This window comes from Burkholderia singularis, assembly GCF_900176645.1.
Classification (GTDB): domain Bacteria; phylum Pseudomonadota; class Gammaproteobacteria; order Burkholderiales; family Burkholderiaceae; genus Burkholderia; species Burkholderia singularis.
In genome coordinates this window covers 20,006-37,166 of record NZ_FXAN01000064.1, presented here as the reverse complement: position 1 = coordinate 37,166, position 17,161 = coordinate 20,006, and the positions used below count along the sequence as shown (strand labels likewise).

At 64.7% G+C, this 17,161-nt stretch carries 11 protein-coding genes and 1 tRNA gene; 6 read left to right on the top strand and 6 right to left on the bottom strand.

Translation table 11 applies throughout. The features are described 5' to 3' along the window. Positions 1-39: 39 nt before the first annotated feature. Entirely contained in the window at positions 40-816 is a 777-nt protein-coding gene (gene xth / locus BSIN_RS14275; RefSeq protein ID WP_089340989.1) for an exodeoxyribonuclease III, read from the bottom strand. A gap of 801 nt (positions 817-1,617) precedes the next feature. On the opposite strand from xth, the gene BSIN_RS14270 reads away from it, so the two are divergent. Beyond that, positions 1,618-2,325 (top strand): dienelactone hydrolase family protein, encoded by a 708-nt coding sequence (locus BSIN_RS14270; RefSeq protein WP_059516858.1) that lies wholly within the window; start codon positions 1,618-1,620, stop codon positions 2,323-2,325. A 196-nt stretch (positions 2,326-2,521) separates the two neighbouring features. Here the strand turns inward: BSIN_RS14270 and BSIN_RS14265 are convergent, their stop codons facing one another. Further along, positions 2,522-3,319, bottom strand: coding sequence for an FkbM family methyltransferase (locus BSIN_RS14265; RefSeq protein WP_256583805.1), 798 nt, complete (start codon positions 3,317-3,319; stop codon positions 2,522-2,524). A gap of 202 nt (positions 3,320-3,521) precedes the next feature. Here BSIN_RS14265 and BSIN_RS14260 point away from each other — a divergent pair. Together BSIN_RS14260 and dinB are read left to right on the top strand one after the other, a co-directional pair. Further along, a tRNA-Met gene (locus BSIN_RS14260) sits at positions 3,522-3,598 on the top strand. Positions 3,599-3,935: 337 nt separating this feature from the next. Next, the gene (gene dinB, locus BSIN_RS14255) at positions 3,936-5,138 is read left to right on the top strand and encodes a DNA polymerase IV (RefSeq protein WP_256583804.1); all 1,203 of its coding nucleotides are present in this window, start codon (positions 3,936-3,938) and stop codon (positions 5,136-5,138) included. A 108-nt stretch (positions 5,139-5,246) separates the two neighbouring features. Here dinB and BSIN_RS14250 read toward each other — a convergent pair whose 3' ends face one another. The 4 genes from BSIN_RS14250 to fixL form a co-directional block, all read right to left on the bottom strand. Beyond that, positions 5,247-7,358: a M3 family metallopeptidase gene (locus BSIN_RS14250; protein WP_089340988.1), complete on the bottom strand. Its 2,112-nt coding sequence runs from the start codon at positions 7,356-7,358 to the stop codon at positions 5,247-5,249. A 531-nt stretch (positions 7,359-7,889) separates the two neighbouring features. Then, entirely contained in the window at positions 7,890-8,747 is an 858-nt protein-coding gene (folD, locus tag BSIN_RS14245) for a bifunctional methylenetetrahydrofolate dehydrogenase/methenyltetrahydrofolate cyclohydrolase FolD (protein WP_089340987.1), read from the bottom strand. Between the two features lie 418 nt (positions 8,748-9,165). Continuing rightward, positions 9,166-9,804, bottom strand: a complete 639-nt coding sequence (gene fixJ, locus BSIN_RS14240) for an oxygen response regulator transcription factor FixJ (protein WP_006025940.1) — start codon at positions 9,802-9,804, stop codon at positions 9,166-9,168. Next, positions 9,801-12,311 (bottom strand): oxygen sensor histidine kinase FixL, encoded by a 2,511-nt coding sequence (gene fixL / locus BSIN_RS14235; protein WP_059516508.1) that lies wholly within the window; start codon positions 12,309-12,311, stop codon positions 9,801-9,803. The genes fixJ and fixL overlap by 4 nt, the downstream gene beginning before the upstream one ends. On the opposite strand from fixL, the gene BSIN_RS26785 reads away from it, so the two are divergent. The 3 genes from BSIN_RS26785 to aceF all read left to right on the top strand — a co-directional run bounded on the left by BSIN_RS26785 (position 12,231) and on the right by aceF (position 17,084). Then, positions 12,231-12,443 carry a hypothetical protein gene (locus BSIN_RS26785; RefSeq protein WP_089340986.1) on the top strand — a complete coding sequence of 71 codons (213 nt, stop codon included), beginning with the start codon at positions 12,231-12,233 and terminating at the stop codon, positions 12,441-12,443. The genes fixL and BSIN_RS26785 overlap by 81 nt on opposite strands. A 157-nt stretch (positions 12,444-12,600) precedes the next feature. Beyond that, positions 12,601-15,297, top strand: coding sequence for a pyruvate dehydrogenase (acetyl-transferring), homodimeric type (aceE, locus tag BSIN_RS14225; protein ID WP_059516510.1), 2,697 nt, complete (start codon positions 12,601-12,603; stop codon positions 15,295-15,297). 119 nt (positions 15,298-15,416) lie between these two features. Next, entirely contained in the window at positions 15,417-17,084 is a 1,668-nt protein-coding gene (gene aceF / locus BSIN_RS14220; protein WP_089340995.1) for a dihydrolipoyllysine-residue acetyltransferase, read from the top strand. Positions 17,085-17,161: the final 77 nt, after the last annotated feature.

Genomic DNA, 17,161 nt, shown 5'->3' with positions numbered 1-17,161 from the left:
GGCCGGGGCATCCGCGTGCCCCGGCCGCATCGTGCCGCGCTACCCGATCTGAGCGACGACCGGTGTGTGGTCGGACGGCTGATCCCATTTGCGCGGCTCGCGGTCGACTGTGCAGCCCGTGCAGGTATCGGCGAGCGCGCTCGACAACAGGATATGGTCGATCCTCAAACCCGCGTTGCGGCGGAAAGCGAGCATTCGGTAGTCCCACCACGTAAAGGTTTTGTCCGGCTGCTCGAAGCGCCGGAACGCGTCGACGAGGCCGAGCCCGACGAGCTGCGCGAAATGCGCGCGCTCCTGCGGCGATACGAGATTCTGGCCTTCCCATTTCGCGGGATCATGCACGTCGCGATCTTCGGGCGCGATGTTGTAATCGCCCAGCAGCGCGAGCTTCGGGTAGCGCACGAGTTCGTCTTTGAGCCACGTCTGCAGCGCGTCGAGCCACTGCATCTTGTAGACGAATTTGTCGGAGTCGAGCGCCTGGCCGTTCGGAAAATAGGCGCAGACGATGCGCACGCCGTCGATCGTTGCGGCAATCAGGCGCTGCTGCGGATCGTCGAATCCGGGAATGTTGCGAACGACGTTCGTTTCATCGAACGGCAGGCTCGTGCGCGCGAGAATCGCGACGCCGTTGTACGTCTTTTGGCCGGCGAACCAGCTTCGGTAGCCGGCCGCCTCGAGTTCAGCGACCGGAAACTTCTCGTCGGGAATCTTCAGTTCCTGCAGGCAGAGCACGTCGGCGCCGCTCTGCGCGAGCCAGTCGAGGACATGCTGCTTGCGCACGTTCAATGAATTGACGTTCCAGGTGGCAATCTTCATTAATTCGTCATCGCCTTATGTGGCGGGTGTTTGCGGGTGGTGGGCGGCTGCAGGAATCGTCCGGCTGTCCACCTGGCTACCCATCTCATCCGCTGTGGTTGGAGCACAACAAAAGTGCGTCGCGGCTTTCGGCCGTGATGCCGCTCTGGCGCGCGGGCCGATCTTGATGAGCGGGAGTTTACCAGCGGGGACGAGCCGGTAGCGCTTCGTCGACGCATACCTGAGCGGTCCGGCGGCAACGCAGGCTGTGATTTGCGCCGGATATGGCGAGTACACGGCCAGCCGAATGGGCTCGGCATTGGCAATGCGATGAAGCGCCGCCGCAGGCGGCGCGAGAAGGGGGGCGCCGGTCTACTCGCGCGCGGAGAATGGGCGCGGGCGGAATTTGTCCTGCCGCCGAACGCTCATGGCGGTTCAGTCAAGCGATGAGTGACAAGTGCGCTGCTCGAAAGCCCTTAGGTTCTATTCAAAAAAGGAAGCTGACGATTGAAAGCGATCGAGCAATAGGGAAGCGAGCGAACGCCATGGGCGCGAAAGACAGCAACGCGGCCGCCGTGCGGCCGACATTCCCGATGGCCAAGCGTTGATCGGCGCGCCGGATGAAATCGGGCAACGGGCGAACTCAGAGAGTGGCGAAGCGGCGCCGGCCATCTCTGTGCAGCGCGCGCGTGCATCGCGCGCAGCCGCCGGGAAGCGACGGTTGGTACATGCGCCGCTCGTGCCGTCGCATCGGCTCGAACACCGAGCAGCGCCGCGAAGCGTGCGCTATGCTAGACGGCTCATATGGCTGAGGACCACACGATGACACAAACGCTCGGATCCACGATTACCTTTCAGCGGCCGGACGGCCAGACCGTGAACGGCTATCTTGCTCGGCCGGAGCAGGCCGAAGGCGCGCCCGCGATCGTCGTCATTCAGGAATGGTGGGGCTTGAATGACCAGATTCGCGGCGTCGCGGACAGGCTCGCACGCGCCGGTTATTTCGCGCTCGTTCCCGATCTCTATCGCGGCAAGGCGACAGTCGAAGAAGAGGAGGCTCATCACTTGATGAATGCACTCGACTTCGGCGACGCGACGAGCCAGGACATTCGCGGCGCGGTGTCCTATCTGAAACAGCATGCGGCGCGCGTCGGCGTGACGGGCTACTGCATGGGCGGCGCGCTGACCCTGCTCGCGCTGTCCCAGATTCCGGACGTATCGGCCGGCGTGGTCTGGTACGGCTTCCCGCCGCTCGACTACATCGACGCAACGAAGATCCGCGTGCCGGTGCTCGGCCACTGGGCCACGCAGGACGCGGCTTTTCCGATCGCAACCGTCGATGCGCTCGAAGCGAAGCTGCGCGAAGCCAACGTCGATTTCACGTTTCATCGCTATCACGCGCATCACGCGTTCGCGAACGAGACGGCGCTCGGGCCGAACCGGATCGCAATCACGCAGTACGATCCCGTATGGGCGCAACTGGCGTGGGACCGCTCGTTGACGTTCTGGGGCCGCACGCTCTGGAAGTAATGCGCGATCGAGCAGCCGCGCCGGCTGCGTGTGGCAGCCGGCGCGGCGTTCAGCAGAGGGCGGCGGTGCGCGTCATGCCGTCATCTTGTCGACGGCCATCGAAAAAGCGCCGGGAAGGTTTCTCCGCGGGCGTGCTGCGGCAGGGGAGCGGCCAGGCCGGCATGCGTCGCGGCCGGCCTGCCATTGCGTCGCTCAATCAGACGGGCGCGCCGATGCTTGCGAGCGCGGCCGCGTTCCCGGCCATCGCATGGTCGAATTCGCCGCGCTTTTCGGTCGGCACCATGAAGTAATCCCAGCACACGTAGTCGCAGCCGAACTTCCAATCGTCGCGCGTTTCGAACGGCGTGAGGAAGATGCTGTATAGCGTGTAGCCGTGCTGTTGCGCGAAGTCGAACAGCGTTTCGGCGGTGTTGCCGTAGGCGCTGTACGTCGGCAAGCCGTACTCGACCGACACGACCGGGCGAAAGCGCCCCAGCGTGACTTGCGCGCCGCGCAGGCAGTCGATTTCGCCGCCTTCGATATCGATCTTCACGAACGACAGCGATTCGAGCGCGGACGTGTGCGCATCGAGTGTGCTGACGGTGACTTCGATTTGCGTGGGGTTGGCGGCTTCGGGCTGATTGAACTGGCGCTGGCGCAAGCCGCTTTCCTCCGGCGTGCCTTGCGCATAGGAAAACGACGCGGTGCCGGGGATATTGCTCAACGCAAGATTGAATAATTGGACGTTGGGTGTCGCGGCGAATCGTTGGGTCAGCGCTTCGTATGCGAACGGCAACGGCTCGAAGCCGAGCGCGCGGCCGTTCGGCCCGATGCATTCGGCGAGCGGCCCGAGATGCCGGCCGACATGCGCGCCGATGTCGATGACCGTGTCTCCTTGCTTGACCCACTTGCGATAGTGATATTCGAGCAGCGCCTCGAAGCTGAAGCTGATTGCTCCCGCATCGAGCAGTTCACGAATCCGAATCAGTCTGGCACGGCTGGCGGAATGCTCCACGTTGTCCTCGTCCTTGTCGTCGAAGAGGTTAGGGGGGTGACCTGTCCCCGGATGATCCTAACACAGGGACGATGGCGGCCGATATCGGCTTGTTCCGGTTGTGTTACGGTGGTTTCAGCTCGCCGCGCGACGGTCTCATGGAAATAAATTGAATGGAAGTTTGACTCATCCTCATAAACCCCATATAATCTCTTTTCTCTGACGCGGGGTGGAGCAGTCTGGCAGCTCGTCGGGCTCATAACCCGAAGGTCGTAGGTTCAAATCCTACCCCCGCAACCAAATACGGCGAAAAAATCCCGCGTATGTGACCGATGCGCGATTCGCCAAAAAGCCCGGCTAATGCCGGGCTTTTTTGTTTGTATTCACATGCGCCGCACTCGCCTTTCGCGATCCTCTTCTTCTGGCGCGTCTCCCGTTACGTCGCATCATCGCGCTGTGTTCTTGTCTGCGCGCTTTACGCATGGCGCGCTGCGCGTTCGAATCGATCCATCGCAGAACAACCTGTTCTTCGGCGCGCCGTGCGCAGTCGTCGCGCGGCGCGCGGCATCGGTACGCATGCTTCGCCCCGAGCCGCACAGTTGAAACGCGCACTGTGTTTTTGTACAGTATCGGCATCTTGGATAAGCCGCCGCTCCCTCCCGACGTGCCGCCACCGCCATCGAGCGGCGCGTGTGCGTTCGTGCGCAAAATCATCCATTGCGATTGCGACTGCTTTTATGCGTCGGTCGAGATGCGCGACGATCCGTCGTTGCGCGGCCATCCGCTCGCGGTCGGCGGCCGGCCCGACCAGCGCGGCGTGATTGCCACCTGCAATTACGACGCGCGGCGCTATGGCGTGCATTCGGCGATGTCGTCGGCGCTTGCGATGCGCAAGTGCCCCGACCTGTTGATTCTGCCGCCCGCAATGGACAAGTATCGCGCGGCATCAAGGCTCATCATGGCGATCTATCGCGATTACACGCCGGATGTCGAACCACTGTCGCTCGACGAGGCGTATCTCGACGTGAGCCGCGCCACACGCTGTCGCGGCAGCGCGACGCTGATCGCGCACGAGATCCGCGAGCGCGTGCGCGAGACGGTCGGCGTCACGGTGTCGGCTGGCGTCGCGCCGAACAAGTTCGTCGCGAAGATCGCGTCCGACTGGAACAAGCCCGACGGCCTTTTCGTCGTGCGGCCGCATGAAGTCGATGCGTTCGTCGCCGCGTTGCCGGTGCGCAAGCTGCATGGCGTCGGCAAGGTGACGGCCGCGCGGCTCGACAAGCTCGGTATCGGCACTTGCGGGCAACTGCGCGCATGGTCGCTGTTCGATCTGCATCGCGAGTTCGGCGCGTTCGGCCGCCGGCTTTACGAGCTTGCGCGCGGCATCGACGAACGGCCGGTGCGCGCGGATCAGGAGCGCAAATCCGTCAGCGTCGAGACGACCTACGTGCAGGATCTCGCCACGCTCGAGCAATGTGCGGCCGAGATTCGCCGGCTGACGGCGCAACTCGACGTGCGCATCGAACGGGCAGGGGCGGCACGTTCGATCAGAAAGCTGTATGTGAAGATCCGTTTCGCGGATTTTCAGCGCACGACGGTCGAATGCGTGGCCGATGCGACCGATCCGGACACCGCGGTCGCATTGCTCGAAAAAGGGCTCGCGCGGCGCAGGCAGCCGGTGCGGCTGCTTGGTGTCGGCGTGCGGGTCGACGAGGACACGGCCGAGCGGCATGGGCAGATTGCATTGTTCGATGACGATCCGCGCGCCGGTGGAGCAATCGACGATTGCACGGCGTCCGGCGGTGCCGCCGATGGCAACGGCACTGCGAGCCCGGCGTGATAAACAAAAAAAGCGGCAACCCGCGAATGCAGGTTGCCGCCTGTTTCACGCGCGAACGGCTTAAAGCGAAGGCGTCGTCGCGCACCGCACGCGGGCGATGCCGCGCGCTTACGCGTGTGCCGAGCCGGCGTCGGCCATCCCGTTGTGGCGCAGCAGCGCGTCAATGCGCGGCTCGCGTCCGCGGAACGCCTTGAACGATTCCATCGCCGGGCGACTGCCGCCCACTTCGAGGATTTCGTGCCGATAGCGTGCGCCCGTCGCCGCGTCGAGCACGCTGCCCGCCGTGCGCGCGGCTTCCTCGAACGCCGCGTAGGCGTCGGCGGACAGCACCTCCGCCCACTTGTAGCTGTAGTAACCTGCCGCGTAGCCGCCCGCGAAGATATGGCTGAACGTGTTCGGCCAGCGCGAGAACGATGCCTGCGGGATCACGTGGAAGCGCTCGTTGATGGCGCGCGCGAAATCGTTGACGTTCGCCGTTGCGGCGCCGCCGCTCTGCGGATCGAAATCGACATGCAGCAGCATGTCGAACATCGAGAACACGATCTGGCGCAGCGTGCCGAGGCCGCTTTGGAAATTCTTCGCGGCGAGCATTTTGTCGAACAGCGCGCGCGGCAGCGGCTCGTTCGAATCGACGTGCGACGACATCGATTTCAGCACATCCCATTCCCAGCAGAAGTTCTCCATGAACTGCGACGGCAGCTCGACCGCATCCCATTCGACGCCGTTGATTCCCGACACGCCGATCTCGTCGACGCGTGTCAGCATGTGATGCAGCCCGTGGCCGAACTCGTGGAACAGCGTGATCACCTCGTCGTGCGTGAAGCATGCGGGCTTGTCGCCGATCGGCGCGGAGAAGTTGCAGTTCAAATAGGCGACGGGCGTCTGCACGCTGCCGTCGCCGCGCTTCGCGCGTGAGCGCGCGTCGTCCATCCACGCGCCGCCGCGCTTGCCTTCGCGCGCGTACAAGTCGAGATAGAACTGCGCGACGAGCGAGCCGTCGCGATTTTCGACGCGGAAAAAGCGCACGTCGTCGTGCCACACGGGCGCTTCGTCACGCACGATCCGCACGCCGAACAGCGTCTGTGCGACCGTGAACAACCCCTTCAACACCGCCGGCTCGGGGAAGTACTGCTTCACCTCGTTTTCGGAAAACGCATAGCGTTGCTCGCGCAGTTTTTCCGCCGCATACGCAACGTCCCACGGATCGAGCGTGGCCAGACCCAGCTCGCTTGCGGCGAACGCGCGCAGTTCGTCCCAGTCTTTTTCCGCATAGGGGCGCGCGCGCTTGGCGAGATCTTCAAGGAACGCGATCACTTGCTGCGGCGATTCCGCCATTTTCGGCGCGAGCGATACTTCGGCGAAATCGTGGTAACCGAGCATCTGCGCTTCTTCGCGGCGCAGCTTGAGTTGGTCCGCGACGATCGCCGTGTTGTCCCATTCGATCTTACCGCCGCCGTACTGCGGGCCGAGTTCGGACGCGCGCGTCACGTAGGCGCGATAGAGGGTTTCGCGCAGCGCGCGGTTTTCCGCGTATTGCAGCACCGGGAAGTACGACGGAAAGTGCAGTGTGAATTTCCAGCCCGCGTGGTTTTCCTTTTGCGCGGCTTCGCGCGCAGCGGCGATCGCATCGGCCGGCAGGCCGGCGAGTTCGTCCTCGCTTTGCGCGTAATACGCGTAGGCGTTCGTCGCGTCGAGCACGTGATCGGAGAACGCCTTCGACAGCGCCGCCTGCTGCTCTTGCAACTGCGCGAAGCGCGGCTTCTGGTCTTCGGGCAATTCGGCGCCCGACAGACGGAAATCGCGCAGCGCATTGTCGAGAATCTTTTTGCGTTCGGCCGACAGCGTCGCGTACTCGGCGCTTGCGGCGATCGCCTTGTATTTTTCGTAGAGCGCGAGATTCTGGCCGACGCTCGACCAGAATTCGGTCACGCGCGGCAGATTTTCGGCATGCGCCGCGCGCAGCTCGGGCGTATCGGCCACCGCAGTCAGATGGCCGACGATGCCCCACGCACGGCTGAGCGGCTCGGTCGTGCGCTCGAGCGCGTCGATGATGTCGGCCCAGGTCGCGGGCGTGTCGGGATGCGCCGCGCGCGCAACGGCGTCGTTTGCGTTGGCGAGCAGCGTGTCGAGCGCGGGCGTCACGTGTTCCGGACGAATTTCGCCGAAACGGGGCAGACCGGAGAAATCGAGAAGCGGGTTGGCATGAACGCTGACGGACATAGGGTTCCCTGGCGGTTGCGAAGTAGGTGAAAGACGGGCGGCATACCGCGTGCCGCCCGCCGGCGTCATATCGACATTATTGGGGCGCGTCGCGCGGTTTCCAATCGGAAGTTTCTAATGAAACGATTGGGGCGGGAGCGCAGCGGCCGGATAACGGGCCGCCCGAAGGCGGCGCGCGCCGGGCACCGCAGTGTCGGAGGGTGGGGCGAACGGCCTGCGTCTCGCATTCGGCCGATGCGGGAAATATGCGGCGCCGCGCGTTGCGGCACCGGGGTTGGATGACGATTTGTCGAAGCCGGGACGACTGCCGCGAGCGGTGCGCAGTCGTGCCGAGCGGACGGATTAGGCTGTCGGCGTCCATCGAACCGTGTCGCTCCACGAGCGGACGCCGACGGCATCGTGCATTGGCGGGCGCGGCGGCATCGATCGGCGCGGATCGACGCCTTCATCGTTGCGCCGTCGCGTATTCATGCGTTTGCGCCATCATGCAGCAGAACCCCGGAACCACAGAACTGCCGCCATGTCCGGCCGTCAAGCCGCGTGCGCCGCGCGCTCGGCCGATTCGAGCGTATTGATGAGCAACATCGTGATCGTCATCGGGCCGACGCCGCCCGGCACTGGCGTAATGTGGCCCGCCACCTGCGCGACTCCCGCGAAATCGACGTCGCCGCACAGCTTGCCTGCGTCATCGCGGTTCATCCCGACGTCGATCACGGTCGCGCCGGGTTTCACCATGTCGGCCGTCAACACATTGCGCTTGCCGACCGCCGCGACGATCACGTCGGCGTTGCGCGTGTGCGCGGCAAGCTCGCGCGTCTTGCTGTGGCAGATCGTGACGGTCGCGCCGGCTTCGAGCAGCAGTAGCGCCATCGGCTTGCCGACGATGTTCGAGCGGCCGATCACGACCGCATTCGCGCCGACGAGCGAGATGCCGCGCGCCTCGAGCATCTTCATCACGCCATACGGCGTGCACGGGCGAAAGAGCGGCTTGCCTGTCATCAGCGCGCCGGCGTTCGCGACGTGAAAGCCGTCGACGTCCTTCTCCGGCGCGATGGCTTCGATCACCTTGTGGCTGTCGATGTGGGCCGGCAGCGGCAATTGCACGAGGATTCCGTGGATGCGCGGGTCGCGGTTCAATTCGTCGATGCGAGCTAGCAGGTCCGCTTCGGCGAGCGTGGCCGGATAGCGGTCTTTCACGGAGAAAAAGCCGTTGTCTTCGCACGCCTTGATCTTGTTGCGCACGTAGACCTCGCTCGCCGGGTTGTTGCCGACGAGAATCACCGCAAGGCCCGGCTGATGGCCGCGCGCGGCGAGCGCGGCGGCGCGCTCGGCCGCTTGCGCGCGCAGGGTCTTCGAAAGGGCGTTGCCGTCGATTAGGGTGGCTGTCATGGTGAAAATTCGCTTGGCAAGGTGGAAGGCGGGGTGCGGCGCGAACAAGCGCTGCGAAGAAGCGACGGATTATACCGCTCGGCCGTTGCCGTCCGAAGTGGGCGCGACGCCTGGGCTTGCCGCCGAGCGCTCGGCGCGCGCTTAAAAACAATAATGAAAACGACGGGAGGCGGCTGCAAGCCGGCTTGCAATCGTGAGCGGCGCGCAAACGAGGAAGGTGACGGAAGGGTGGGCGCGATGGAATGATGAAAATGGCCCGAACGACGGAACCGGCGCGCGGCGCGACCAGCGAAGGCAATTGGGCGATCAGGGCCCAGGACCGGTACGGCGCAGCGCGGGTGAATCCGGCGACGCGAAACGAGCGTTCAGCCGGCGGCGGCGCGCCCGGCAAACCCGGCCGGCCGCGGCGGCATGCGCGTTACGCCTGCTTCTTCGACAGCGCGAGCCGCAGCAGATCAGCGACCGTGTTGACGTTGAGCTTTTCCATGATGTTCGCGCGATGCGCCTCGACCGTCTTGATGCTGATGCCGAGATCGTCCGCGATCTGCTTGTTCAGGCGCCCGGCAATGATCCGCTCGAGCACCTGCTGTTCGCGCGCGGTCAGCTTCGACAGGCGTTCGCTCGCCGCGCGCTGCTCCTGCACGCTCTTGCTTTCGCTTCTCGCCTTGTCGAGCATGCGCTCGACGAGCTTGCGCAGTTCGGCCTCGTCGAACGGTTTCTCGATAAAGTCCATCGCGCCTTTTTTCATCGTCGACACCGCCATCGGCACGTCGCCGTGGCCGGTCACGAAGATGATCGGCAGCGCCGCGTTCTCGGCGATCAGCCGCTCCTGCAGCTCCAGGCCGCTCATGCCGGACATCCGCACGTCGAGGATCAGGCACGCGATCTGCCCCGCCTGTTGCGCGGGCTGGTATGCGTCGAGAAACTGCTCGGCACTCGAGAAGCATTGCACGCGATAGCCGTTTGCCTCCAGTAGCCATCGCAGCGAGTCCCGCACGGCCTCGTCGTCGTCGACGACAAAGACGGTTTCCTGAGAGGTGGTGACAGGGCTATTCATATCTCTCCCGTTACGGTTTGTGTTGGCGAGGTCTCGGACCCGTGGCCGGGATCCTCCGGTTCTCCAATCGGCAGGCTGCAGTGGAACGTGGCGCCGGATATGCTGCCGTCCGGCTCGACGTTGTTGACCACCCACAGGCGTCCGCGGTGCGATTCGATGATCGATCGGCAAATATTGAGCCCCATGCCCATGCCGTCCGATTTGGTGCTGTAGAACGGTTCGAACAGGCGCTCGGCGGACGCTTCGTCGACGCCTGGGCCCTGGTCGATCACGCGGATGTCGACGAAGCCCGCTTCGAGATCGGCGACGATGCGGATCACGCCGTCCGCGCTCGCCAGCTTGACTTCCTGCATCGCTTCGGCCGCGTTCTTCAGCAGGTTCACGAGCACCTGCTCGATCAGCACCGGATCGACATAAATAATAGGCATTCTCGCGCGGATTTCGGTGACGATCCGGATCCGGCGTTTTCTCGCTTCGATTTCGGCAAGGCCCACCGCGTCGGCAACGATGTCGACGACGCGCGACGGCTGCCGCTTCGGCTCGCTGCGTTTGACGAACTCGCGGATCCGCTTGACGATCATCCCCGCGCGCAGCGCCTGCTGCGCGGTCTTCTCGAGCGCGGGCGCGAGCGTCTCGGGCGTCGCGCGGCCGCTTTTCACGAGCGCGAGCGTGCCCGAGCAGTAGTTGTTGATCGCGGCGAGCGGCTGGTTCAGCTCATGCGCGATCGACGACGCCATTTCGCCCATCGTCATCAGCCGGCTGGTGAACTGCAGCTTCTCCTCCTGCTGGTGCGCCAGTTCCTGCGCTTTCTTGCGGCTCGTGATGTCGGTGGCGATCTGCATTTGCGCAAGATGGCCGTCGACCCACTGAATGTACTGGCGGCGCACTTCAAACCATTTCTGGATGCTCTCGACGTAGACTTCCTGCGCATCGGCCGCGCTTTCGGTCAGCGCGGCGGCGGGCAGGCCCGCATAGGTGTCGACCAGGTCGATCGAATCCGACGACGCCTGTGCGCTGTCGAAACCGCCGCCCGACAATTCGAGGTGGCCGTCCGGGCGGATGCCGAACAAGTGCCGGTAATAGCGGTTCGCGAACAGCAGCTCCGCCTCGTCGGCGGCGAGCACCGACACGGCCGCATCCAGGCTTTCGAGCACCGTCGTGAAGCGCTCGTGCGCGGCGGCCAACTCCTCGCGCGCGCGCTTGGGCTCGGTGATGTCCGTCATCGACGACATCCAGCCCGTTTGCCGGCCCGAACTGTCGATGAGCGGCGATACGTAAAGGCGTGCGTGGAACAGCGAGCCGTCCTTGCGGCGCACGCGCAGCTCGAAGCCCGAGCTGGGCGCCTTGCCGCGCAGCGTCATGTCGAGCTGGCGCTGCATTTCCGGGTACGCGTCGCGCGGCCAGTACGGAAACGGTGCGATCTTGCCGACGAGATCGTTCTCGTCCCAGCCGGTCATCCGGCAGAACGCGGGGTTCACGTGCGTGATCCGGCCGTGCATGTCGAGCACGCGCATGCCGATCAGCACCGAATTTTCCATCGCGCGGCGAAAGAACGCCTCCGCATACAGCGCCTGCTGCGCCTCGAAGCGCTGGCGCGTGTGCTTCCAAAGGCTCCATAGGCTCCAGAGCACGAAGCAGGACAGGCCGGCAACCAGCCAGACGAGCGTATTGTTGGTCAGGTTCGTCGTTTGCGGGTACGCATAGACGCGCACCGTCAGGCCCTGGCCGGGCGGGTCCAGCGGCAGGTCGTAGTGCGCGTCGCGCGGCAGGCGCGGGCGCGACGACGTCGACGCGAGTTCGCGGCTGTTCGCATCGACGATGGAAATCTTGTATTTCGCGGACAGCTCCGGCGGGATGTCGTGCTTCAGGATGCCTTCGACCGAGAACACCGCGGCAATCGAGCCGAGATAGTCACGCTCGCGGATCACGGGCGTTTGCAGCGTCAGGTAGCCGTAGCCGAAATCGTCGTAGACGAGGGCGGAGTACGTTTGCCGGCGGGTGTTGCGCGCCGCGCCGAACGCGCCGCGCACGATTTCGTCCATCTGCGTGTCGTTCGGCCTCGCGAGCCGCTGGCCGAGCAGGGGGAGCTGCATCGCGGGCCAGCGTTTCGCGCCGGGCGCGGTGTACCAGTTCAGATAGAGGATTTCCGGATGCGCCTGCAGCACGTCGCCGACCGTTGCCTGGAACGCGTGCTCGTCGACACGGCCCGCGGCGATGTCGCGCGCGAACGCCTGCAACTGTTCCTGCGCGCTCGTCATCGACAGGCGGATCTGCTGCTGCGCCCACGCGACGTTGCGATACAGCGTGTCTTCCTGCTGCTGCTGCTCGCGGCGATTGAGGCTCCATAGGATGAGGCTCATCACGACGAGGAAAACGAGAATCGACAGCAGCGGCGTCAGCAGATAAGAGTTGGACCACCATGGTCCATGGTGCCAGCGGGACGGCTGCGACTCGGCCGGCGAACGCGACGGTCGCGCCGAGCGTGCGAGAAGCCGATCGGTCAACATGGCTGGATTGTAGCTCAGCGCGTATCGCCCAAAGGGCACGAAAGACAGGTTGAACCGAAAGCGGAAATAGCGGCGCGCGATCCGCTTTCGGTGCCCGTGCGGCGGGTGCGGTGCAGCATTATTTCACATTAAGAAAAATAATCTCATAATTCGAAAATTATGTTGCACGGGGCCCGCGACGCTCTTTACAATCCGCGGGAGCTTGCGGCAGCCGGCCATCGACGTCGTCTGCATGAAGAGCGATCCTCATATCCCAGGACGCCAAGTCCAGGACACCCAGGAGACGAGCATGTCCGCTGTACCCAACGAAGTGCTGAAATACGTCACGGCCGAACGTGATGACGATCCGCAGGAAACCGTCGAATGGCTCGAAGCGCTTGACGGCGTGATTTCGTCAGTCGGCCCAGGCCGTGCGCACTATCTGATCGAGAAGCAGATCGAATTCGCGCGGGTCCACGGCGAGCACCTGCCGTTTTCCGCGAACACCCCGTACATCAACACGATTCCCGTCGAAGCCCAGGCGAAGATTCCGGGCGACCAGGACATCGAGCACCGCATCCGCTCGTACACGCGCTGGAACGCGATCGCGATGGTGCTGCGCGCGGGCAAGGACACGAACGTCGGCGGTCACATCGCGTCGTTCGCATCGGCCGCCACGCTGTACGACGTCGGCTACAACCATTTCTGGCACGCGCCGTCGGACAAGCACGGCGGCGATCTCGTATTCGTGCAGGGCCACTCGTCGCCCGGCGTTTACTCGCGGGCTTTCCTGCTCGGGCGTCTGAGCGAGGCGCAGCTCGACAACTTCCGCCAGGAAGTCGGCGGCAACGGCATCTCGTCGTATCCGCACCCGTGGCTGATGCCGGATTTCTGGCAGTTCCCGACCGTGTCGATGGGGTTGGGCCCGATCATGGCGATCTACCAGGCGCGCTTCATGAAGTATCTGCAGTCGCGCGGGATCGTGAATACAGAGGGCCGCAAGGTCTGGGCGTTCCTTGGCGACGGCGAAACCGACGAGCCGGAATCGCTTGGCGCGATCGGCATGGCGAGCCGCGAAAAGCTCGATAACCTCGTATTCGTGATCAACTGCAACCTGCAGCGTCTCGACGGCCCGGTGCGCGGCAACGGCAAGATCATCCAGGAGCTCGAATCGGAATTCCGCGGCGCCGGCTGGAACGTGATCAAGGTGATCTGGGGCAGCCGCTGGGATGCGCTGTTCGCGCGCGACAAGACGGGCGCGCTGATGCGCCGGATGATGGAAGTCGTCGATGGCGAGTACCAGACGTACAAATCGGAGTCGGGCGCATACGTGCGCGAGCACTTTTTCAACACGCCCGAGTTGAAGGCGCTCGTTGCCGACTGGTCCGACGACGACATCTGGAACTTGAACCGCGGCGGCCACGATCCGCACAAGATCTACGCGGCGTACCACGAGGCGAGCAACGCGAAGGGCGCGCCGACCGTCATTCTCGCGAAGACCATCAAGGGCTACGGGATGGGCGAGTCGGGCCAGGCGATGAACATCACGCACCAGCAGAAGAAGCTGCCCGTCGAGCAACTGAAGAAGTTCCGCGATCAGTTCCGCCTGCCGATCTCGGACGACGAAATCGCCGACGTGCCTTACGTGAAGTTCGACGAAGGCTCGAAGGAACTCGAGTACATGCGCAAGCAGCGCATGGATCTGGGCGGCTATCTGCCGCAACGCCGCGAGAAGGCGCAATCGCTGCCGGTGCCGGCGCTCGACGCGTTCGAGCCGCTGCTCAAGGGCACGGGCGAGGGCCGCGAGATCTCGACGACGATGGCGTTCGTGCGGATCCTCAACATCCTGCTCAAGGACAAGACGCTCGGCAAGCGTATCGTGCCGATCGTTCCCGACGAATCGCGCACGTTCGGCATGGAAGGCCTGTTCCGCCAGATCGGCATCTGGAATCAGGAAGGGCAGAAGTACGTGCCGGAAGATTCCGACCAACTGATGTTCTACAAGGAATCGCAGACCGGCCAGATCCTGCAGGAAGGGATCAACGAGGCGGGCGGCATGTGCGACTGGATCGCCGCGGCGACGTCGTATTCGACGCACGGCGAGATCATGGTGCCGTTCTATATCTTCTACTCGATGTTCGGCTTTCAGCGGATCGGCGATCTGGCATGGGCGGCGGGCGACATGCGCTCGCGCGGCTTCCTGCTCGGCGGCACCGCGGGCCGCACGACGCTCAACGGCGAGGGGTTGCAGCACGAGGACGGCCATTCGCTGCTGTGGGCGGCGTCGGTGCCGAACTGCGTGAGCTACGATCCAACGTTCGGCTACGAGCTTGCCGTCATCATGCAGGACGGTCTGCGCCGGATGGTGCAGGAGCAGGAGGACGTGTACTACTACATCACGGTGATGAACGAGAACTACGAGCACCCGGCGATCCCGCAGGGCGAGCACGTGGCGGCCGACATCATCAAGGGCATGTACGCGTTCCGCAAGGCCGAGGCCGACAAGAAGGCGCCGCGCGTGCAGCTGCTCGGCGCGGGCACCATCTTCAACGAAGTGATCGCCGCGGCCGATCTGCTGAAGAACGACTGGGGCGTCGCGGCCGATCTGTGGAGCGTGCCGAGCTTTACCGAGTTGGCGCGCGAAGGCCACGACGTCGAGCGCTGGAACCTGCTGCATCCGTCCGAGGAGCGCCGCCTCACGCACGTTCAGCGCTGCCTGAAGGACACGCAAGGCCCGGTTATCGCGTCGACCGACTACGTGCGCGCGCTCGCCGATCAGATCCGCGGCCAGATCGATCGCCGCTACGTCGTGCTCGGCACCGACGGCTTCGGCCGCTCGGATACGCGCCGCGCGCTGCGCCACTTCTTCGAGGTCGACCGCTATTGGGTCACGGTCGCCGCGCTGAACGCGCTCGCCGACGATGGCAAGATCGACCGCAAGATCGTTGCCGAGGCGATCGCGAAGTACGAGCTCGATCCGTCCAAACCCAACCCGATGACGGTTTAACACGTGCGCCGCATGCCGCACGCCCCGTTCGCGCGATGAGCACGGGGGCGGCTGCGCTGCGCGCGGGGTCGGCGCTGACCGCTGAAGCGGCGGCGCCGATCGACTGGAGACACGAACAGATGAGTCAAGCGATCGAAGTCAAGGTGCCGGATATCGGCGATTACAAGGATGTCCCCGTCATCGAGGTGCTGGTGAAGCCCGGCGATGCGGTCGAGCCCGAGCAGTCGCTCGTCACGCTCGAATCGGACAAGGCGACGATGGACGTGCCGAGCCCTGTCGGCGGCACGGTCAAGGAAGTGAAGGTGAAGGTGGGCGACGCAGTGTCGGAGGGGTCGCTGATCGTGCTGCTCGACGGCGCGCCGGCGGCCGGCGCATCCCAGCCGAACGGCGCGACCGCGCCCGCTGCGCCGGCTTCGGCCCCAGCGCCGGCCGCGCCTGCGGCGAGCGCCGCGAGCGCGCCGGCCGCGGGCGGCACGGTCGAGGTGAAGGTGCCCGACATCGGCGACTATAAGGACGTTCCGGTCATCGAGATCGCGGTGAAGGTGGGCGATACGGTCGAAAAGGAGCAATCGCTCGTCACGCTCGAATCGGACAAGGCGACGATGGATGTGCCGAGTCCGGCTGCCGGTGTCGTCAAGGCAATCAGCGTGAAAGTTGGCGATACGGTGTCCGAGGGCACGCTGATCGTCGTGCTGGAAGCAGCGGGCGGCGCGGCCGCGAGCGCCCCGCAAGCAGGCGCGCCGGCTCAGGCTGCTCAGGCTGCTCCGGCTGCCGCGCCGGTGTCTGCCGCGCCGGCCGCCGCGCCTGCGCCGCAGGCTGCGCCCGCGGCCGCGCCTGCCGCGCCTGCCCCGAGCGGCGAATATCGCGCCAGCCACGCATCGCCTTCGGTGCGCAAGTTCGCGCGCGTGCTGGGCGTCGACGTGTCGCGCATCACCGGCACCGGGCCCAAGAACCGCATCACGAAGGAAGACGTCACCGCGTTCGTGAAGGGCGTGATGACGGGCCAGCGCGCGGCGCCCGCTGCCGCGGCCGCAGCGGCCCCGGGCGGCGGCGAGCTGAATCTGCTGCCGTGGCCGAAGATCGACTTCACGAAATTCGGTCCGATCGATGCGAAGCCGCTGTCGCGGATCAAGAAGATCTCCGGTGCGAACCTGCATCGCAACTGGGTGATGATCCCGCACGTGACGAACAACGACGAGGCGGACATCACCGAGCTGGAAGCGTTGCGCGTGCAGTTGAACAAGGAGCACGAGAAGGCGGGCGTGAAGTTCACGATGCTCGCGTTCGTGATCAAGGCCGTGGTCGCGGCGCTCAAGAAATTCCCGACGTTCAACGCGAGCCTGGACGGCGACAACCTGGTGTTCAAGCAGTACTACCACATCGGTTTTGCTGCCGACACGCCGAACGGTCTCGTCGTGCCGGTGATCCGCGACGCCGACAAAAAGGGTCTCGTCGACATCGCGAAGGAAATGAGCGAGCTGTCGAAGGCGGCGCGCGAAGGCAAGCTCAAGCCCGATCAGATGCAAGGCGGCTGCTTCTCCATCTCGTCGCTCGGCGGAATTGGCGGCACGCATTTCACGCCGATCATCAACGCGCCCGAAGTGGCGATCCTCGGCCTGTCGCGCAGTGCGATGAAGCCGGTGTGGGACGGCAAGCAGTTTGCGCCGCGCCTCACGCTGCCGCTGTCGTTGTCGTATGACCACCGCGTGATCGACGGCGCGGAAGCCGCGCGCTTCAACGCGTATCTCGCGTCGCTGCTCGGCGATTTCCGCCGCGTGATTCTTTGATGAGCATGACGGCGCGCCGTGTGCATGAGCCGCTCGGCGGCTCGCGCAGCGTGCGCCCTCGCTCTGTCGGTACGGTA